At 58.3% G+C, this 6,215-nt stretch carries 4 protein-coding genes and 1 pseudogene; 4 read left to right on the top strand and 1 reads right to left on the bottom strand.

The window, feature by feature from the left end; all coding sequences use genetic code 11:
- Positions 1–5 precede the first annotated feature (5 nt).
- The 4 genes and pseudogenes from BQ8482_RS40765 to BQ8482_RS39725 all read left to right on the top strand — a co-directional run.
- Positions 6–1,259: pseudogene (locus tag BQ8482_RS40765) on the top strand (condensation domain-containing protein); the annotation flags it as partial.
- A 198-nt stretch (positions 1,260–1,457) separates the two neighbouring features.
- Positions 1,458–2,591: a KamA family radical SAM protein gene (locus BQ8482_RS40770; RefSeq protein ID WP_425294152.1), complete on the top strand. Its 1,134-nt coding sequence runs from the start codon at positions 1,458–1,460 to the stop codon at positions 2,589–2,591.
- A gap of 404 nt (positions 2,592–2,995) precedes the next feature.
- A complete protein-coding gene (locus BQ8482_RS30530; RefSeq protein WP_133254866.1) occupies positions 2,996–3,757 on the top strand; it encodes a class I SAM-dependent methyltransferase in 762 nt (253 codons plus the stop codon).
- 811 nt (positions 3,758–4,568) lie between these two features.
- Positions 4,569–5,081: a tyrosine-type recombinase/integrase gene (locus BQ8482_RS39725; protein WP_244603049.1), complete on the top strand. Its 513-nt coding sequence runs from the start codon at positions 4,569–4,571 to the stop codon at positions 5,079–5,081.
- Positions 5,082–5,470: 389 nt separating this feature from the next.
- Here the strand turns inward: BQ8482_RS39725 and BQ8482_RS38460 are convergent, their stop codons facing one another.
- On the bottom strand, positions 5,471–5,635 hold the full coding sequence (locus tag BQ8482_RS38460; RefSeq protein WP_165848779.1) for a hypothetical protein: 165 nt from the start codon (positions 5,633–5,635) through the stop codon (positions 5,471–5,473).
- Between the last annotated feature and the right edge of the window lie 580 nt (positions 5,636–6,215).

Here is a 6,215-nt window from a genome sequence, read left to right on the forward strand (position 1 = left end):
TGCCGCTGTCATTTTCCCAGCAGCGGCTTTGGTTTCTATCGCGTCTAGGGGCCGGCAGCGAGGTCCGTCACATCCAGATCGGGCTTCGGCTTCGCGGCGAGTTGGACGAGGCGGCCCTGCAGTCGGCCTTGGATCGCTTGGTGGCGCGTCATGAGGTGCTGCGCACCACCTTCGGGTTGGAGGACGGCGAGCCCTTCCAGCAGATCGGGCCGGCGGACGTCGGCCTGCCGCTTAAACGAGACGATCTGATGGCTGCAGCGGATGCGGACGCGACGCTTCCGGAGCTGATGCGCCATGAAGCGCAGGCGGGGTTCGACCTGCAAGCCGGGCCGCTAATCCGCGGACGGCTGGCACGCCTGGCGATGGACGATCATTTGCTGCTGATCACCATACACCACATGGTCTCAGACGAGTGGTCGCGGAAGATCCTGACGCGCGACCTCAGCGAGCTCTACGCCGCGGCCCGGGAAGGCCGCGCGGATCGGCTAATGCCGCTGCCGGTGCAGTATGCGGACTACGCTCTTTGGCAGCGCCGATGCTTCGCTGGCGAGGTCCTTGAGCGTCAGTCAGAATACTGGCTACGGATGCTGGAGGGCGCGCCAACGCTGCTGGAGCTGCTGACGGACCGGCCGCGCCCGGCCCAGCAGGACTACACGGGCAGCTACGTCGCCTTCGCGCTGCACGAGGCGCTAACCGCGCAGCTCAAGGCGCTAAGCCGGCGTTGCGGGACGACCCTGTTCGTGACTCTGCTTGCGGGCTGGGTCTTGATGCTGGCGCGTTTGTCGGATCAGGTCGAGCTTGTGATCGGTACGCCGAACGCCAACAGCACGTGCTCCGAGAGCGAGGGGCTGATCGGCTTGTTCGTCAACACCCTGCCGCTGCGGATCGATGTGTCGGGCGATCCGACGCTGGAGACGTTGCTGAAGCGGGTGAACGCCGCCATGCTTGGGGCGCAGGCGTACCAGGGGCTGCCGTTTGAGCATTTAGTGGAACTCGTCAATCCGCCCCGCAACCTGGCCCACAGCCCGATCTTTCCGGTTATTTTTGCTTGGCTAAGCAATGCTGCGGAGCCGTCGGAGCTGCCGGAGCTCGAACTTGAGTGCGTCGACGTCGGCGTCCGCATCGCGCAACATGATCTTGCGCTTGAGGTAGCTGAGGTCGGCGGGGCGATTCGTGGGAGGTTGATCTATGCGACGTCGCTGTTTGAGCGGAGCACGGTCGAGCGGTTTGCGAGCTATTTGCAGCAGGCGCTGAGCCAGATGGCGGCCGACCCCGGGCAGCGGGTCTGGTCGGCTCCGCTTCTGTTGGCGGAGAAACGGCACCGTCTTCCCAAGCCGACGGAAGCGGCCCATTGGCAGGATCGCTGCATTCACGAGCTTGAGGCGCAGGCGGAGCGGGAGCCGGAGGCGATCGCGGTCGAATACGAGGATCAGGGCCTGAGCTATTGCGATGCGAACATGCGGCCGACCTCGGCGACGACTGGCGATTGTCCGCCTCAATCGCCCACCAACTCGCGTCCGGGGCCCCGAACTGCGGTTGTAAATTTCATCGAGGGGACGCGCATCGTGACCGCGAGTGAGCTACAAGCCAACAGCATCACGCGTTATCACGTTACAAAATTCTATCGTGAACAGATGACCCACAGTGGTTACTACGAGCAGCTTAAGTACATTGTTGAGCCCTCATTCGAAGAGTTAGAGAGTCCCGGTAATCTGGATACGAGCGGCGAATACGACAACACTACCATGACCGGACTTCAACACAAGTACGCCCAAACCGGGTTGCTGCTAGTAACGAGCCGTTGCGCTTCATATTGCCGATTTTGCTTTCGCAAGCGCATTGTCGGCAAGAACTCTGATGAAATTGCACCTGATTTCGCCCAGATTGGGCAATATATTGGCAGCCATCCTGAGATGACGAACGTGCTGCTATCGGGGGGCGACCCGTTCGTGCTCAGCACCGCCAAGCTCGACAAAATTCTCGATCATCTGCTACCGATCCCACATTTGGAGTCAATTCGGATCGGCACAAAGATAGTCGCCTACGAGCCCAAGCGGTTCGAGGATCCAGCCCTCCCGGCTTTGTTCCAACGGATCCGTGATGCGGGTAAGACCGCGGTGATCGTCACGCATTTCGATCACATCGGTGAAATCTCAGTCGATGCGGAGCGCAACATTCGCTCTCTGCGCGCACAGGACGTGCAGTTTCTCAATCAGTCCGTGCTCCTTGCGAAAGTGAACGATGATCCCGAGATCTTGGCTGCGACCTTCGCTAAGTGTCACCAAGTGGGCATCCGCCCTTATTATCTCTTTCAGGGTAGGCCCGTGAAAGGCGCATCGCATTTTCAGGTTTCGCTGCGCCGCGGAATAGAGATTGCGCGCGGCATCAACCAACGTCTCAGCGGCATCCAAAAAACATTCAAATACATCATGTCTCATTACACGGGAAAGATCGAGATTCTTGACCTTGGAGCCGATGACCGCGTGTATATGCGATATCATCAAAACAAGATTCCGGAAAAGATCGGAAAGATCTTTTCCCGGAAGCACATCGAGGGCGCCTGCTGGTTGGATGATTTGCCCGAAGAATGAGATCGAAAGGCGCGCAATGCTGACCACCCAAACAGAGCAAGTGGCGCACAAAGCCTCGCCTTCTCCAGGTGGCACACTGAGGGCGTGGTGACCGCTTTCCGCTCGCGGATGGAGCCGGGGTGGAAATGCTGCGTGCCGGCGGAATGCTATTGATGTGAGGGTGGCTGGTACCGGCGAGCAGCGGCTTGGCGTCATTTGCATGATTCCATCGAGTACCGCGATGCTGGGCCGCGCGCACAGGAAATGCGGCGCAAGACTGGAAAGCCAAGTAGGAAAGCGGAAAGCCAATGACCGACACACAAAGCTTTAACAGATAATGAAAAATATTCAGAAATTCTTTTCTTTAACTTACTCTAACCTTGGCGAAAGTCTACAATCTACTCGAAAAAGCATTGGAGAAACACATGAGCGACGAATCACACAATGAATTTCCGTTATCAGATCTCGAATTACATTTCAGCGACGACTACTTGTATTTTGGCGATTTGGTTAATCCGCCCGAGAGAAGTGACCGGGAAGCAGGAGCAATTTGGGAACTTCTTTCACTAAAACAGGGCAGCTCAGTTCTTGAACTGGGCTGCGGTTATGGGCGGATTGCTAACCGATTGGCGGAAAAAGGAGCGCGGGTAACCGGACTGGATATCTCCCCGACCTTGCTAAAAAAAGCCGAATCGGATGCGGCTGAACGCCGGGTAGATGTTGACTATGTTCTTGGGGATATGCGTTCACTTCCTTGGCGAGATCGGTTTGACGCCGCTTTTCTGTGGTACTCAACGTTTGGGTATTTCAATGAAGCGGATAATGAGAGAGTTCTTCATGAAGCCGCTTCTTCACTTAAAAAGGGTGGGCGTCTGCTAATCGATCAACACAATCGTTTCGTTCCGCCGCACGACAGGTCGCCTACCTGCGAGATTGTGCAGCGTAACGACGATCTAAGAATCGATATATTAAACTATGATGGGTTAATCGACCGCGGGAACTGCGAAAGGATCGTCGTCCGCAATGGATGTGTTAGACGAACGCGTCGTTCTACCAGATACTATGGGTTTTCTGAATATGGTCGCATGTTGCGAAGCGCGGGGTTCGAGACGGTCGAAGCCTATGGGCAGGAAGGCGGAGAGTTCACATCCTGTGGCCCACGCCTGGTGGTCGTCGCGTACAAGTAAGTGGCGTTCGGGTGGGATGAGCGCGCGGCTGTCGTCCTGGCCAACCTCGGGCCGTGCCTGGTGGGCAAGGAAGACTGTTCAGGCGCTCACCACCTGACACAGAGTTCGAAAGGATTGTGCACCGGGCCAAGTTGACACTGCTCAATATGGCGCGGGACCTTGCCTCTGGGCACTCAGAAAGTCGTCTTGGCATCGTAACGGAAAGTGGCGTCCGGTCAGGCTGCTTCGGTGAGCTGAGTGATGTTCCACGGGAGCAGTTCTTTGATCCCGTTGATCGGATGTTCGGCGATTGAGGACGTCACGGAGGTGGACTAAGTGATCGCGCGGCGCGCTCGCCATCTTTGTCCGAACCAGTAAACAGCCAATTCTTGCGGTTATGCACATCTATGCATAATGCAGAGCGTTTTTAGCTTGGCGTCGCGACAGAAAGGCGGGTGGCAAGAGCGCGTTGCGGTGGATCGCTACGGTGAGCTAAAAACGCTCTGCATTTGCCTCGTTGGTACAGCGCTTCTTCGTCGAGCATCTGGCCAACATCACGCCGTCAGCCCGCAGACCGTCGCGGCTTACCGCGATACGTTCCGACTGCTGCTGGCCTTTGCTGAGACGGAATCGGCAAGCCTCCGAGCAAAGTCGCGCTCACCGATCGGAATGCGCGACTGTTGCTCGATCGCCTCGACCATCTGGAGAAGGTTCGCGGCAACAGCGTCCGGAGGCGGAACGCGCAGCTTGCCGCTCTGCTAACATTCCTCAAATACGCAGGACACATGATCTCGATGCCCTCCGCACCATAGAACAGGCGCTCGCCATTCCGATGAAGAGAGCCGATCGCCCTTTGATCGGCTTCCTGACGCGACCGGAGATCCAGGCCATCCTGGATTCTCCCGACGATGCGACATGGGCGGGGCGGCGGGATCGGGTGCTGTTCAGTCTCATGTACAACACCGGCGCACGCGTCTCCGAGATCATCGGAATTCGTTGCCGCGATATTGTTCTTGAAGGCCAACCCGCCGTGCACCTGCATGGCAAAGGGCGTAAGGAGCGGTGCGTTCCCTTGTGGCGCCCGACACCGGCCCTTATTCGACGATGGCAGCGATCTTTAGAGACAGACGCGCAGGACGGATTCCTGCTACCAAATCGCGGGCGCGAAGATGACCCGCTCCAACGTCACGCAACGGTTGGATCTCGCCGTCGCCGCAGCGGGGCGACATCTTCCCTCTCTCGCTGGCCGCTCGATCTCACCCCATGTGATCCGGAACACGACAGCAAGGCATCTGCTTTAGTCCGGTGTCGACATCACCGTCATCGCACTTTGGTTGGGGCATGAAGATACCGCGACCACGCACACGTATGTGGAGGCCGATCTTTCCATGAAGGAGCAGGCACTTGGGAAGTTGCAGCCCCAGGAAGCTAAGCTTGGACGCTACCGCCCACCGGACTACTTGATGCGCTCCCTGGAAGCCCTCTAATTATGTAAAGTTCACCGTGGCGGAAACGGCGAGAAGCCCGCGACCGCCTCGGCCAACTACGCATAATCGGGCGCTTCACATAATTGCGGCCGAGCGCCACCTGGCCGGATCGCTCGTTAGGTGGCATTGTTGTCGATCACGATTAGTGCCGTTCTCGAGGAAACGGCCGAGAAACGCCCAGTTGGCAATCGCAACGGATCGCGTCCGCCGTTTTGCTCGAGCGGGGCAGCTCCACAAGCATATTGTCTCACCACCTCCCGAGAGCCTCGATCTTCGGTTCGATCTGGCGCTGGCGGATGGTCTTGTGCCCATCCGGCGGCGCTCCGCGGATAGGATTCTCGATGTCGTAGAAATCCCCGATCCGGGCAAGCACTTCCTCGGCGATCGGATGCGTTCCGGGGCTCGTGGTCAAATCGAAGAACTTGCGACGGACACGTCGCCCAGGCCGCCTCCTGGATGGCCGCTGGTTTACTGGGCTGGGCTGTCTTATAGAGGCTGCGGAAATCCTGCTCGCCATCTGCGTGCAGAACGTCGGAGAAGCTCTCGAGGTGGACATAGGCCTCCAATCCGGTCCCCATAGCGTTACGCGACCATCCGCAGCGGGCTCTTCTCGCCCTAGCCCACGCCGGTCGCAGCGCTCGACTCCATCTCCATCAGGCGCTCGGTGGTAAGCCATCATCTCGCGAAGAAGATCGGCATTCCGCTCTACTCCACAAGCGCGCGCAGGTTCATCACGTCATCGGTCGTCCAGTGGTCTCTCCGGATTCGGGGTGACTTCGACAACCAGACCTTACTGGAAAGCCGATGACCACGCGCTATCGAGCTGAACCACGTCCCAAGGCGTCACCTGTCTCAGCCGTACGGTTGGACGTCTTGTTCGGAAGCCGACACACTGAGGCGCAAGTATTCCGCCGTTGCGCGCGAAACAGATGGTTTTGCGCCTCTTGCCGCACAACCTTTCGCTGGCACGCCGATTGCATGGGACACGGTGA

It is taken from the genome of Mesorhizobium delmotii (assembly GCF_900149755.1).
In the GTDB taxonomy this organism is placed as follows: Bacteria; Pseudomonadota; Alphaproteobacteria; order Rhizobiales; family Rhizobiaceae; genus Mesorhizobium; species Mesorhizobium delmotii.

Bases quoted from the DNA above. Each gene is read 5' to 3' on its own strand.
- BQ8482_RS30530 (WP_133254866.1), top strand. From the start codon at position 2,996: ATGAGCGACGAATCACACAATGAATTTCCGTTATCAGATCTCGAATTA.
- BQ8482_RS39725 (WP_244603049.1), top strand. From the start codon at position 4,569: ATGAAGAGAGCCGATCGCCCTTTGATCGGCTTCCTGACGCGACCGGAG.
- BQ8482_RS40770 (WP_425294152.1), top strand. From the start codon at position 1,458: ATGCGGCCGACCTCGGCGACGACTGGCGATTGTCCGCCTCAATCGCCC.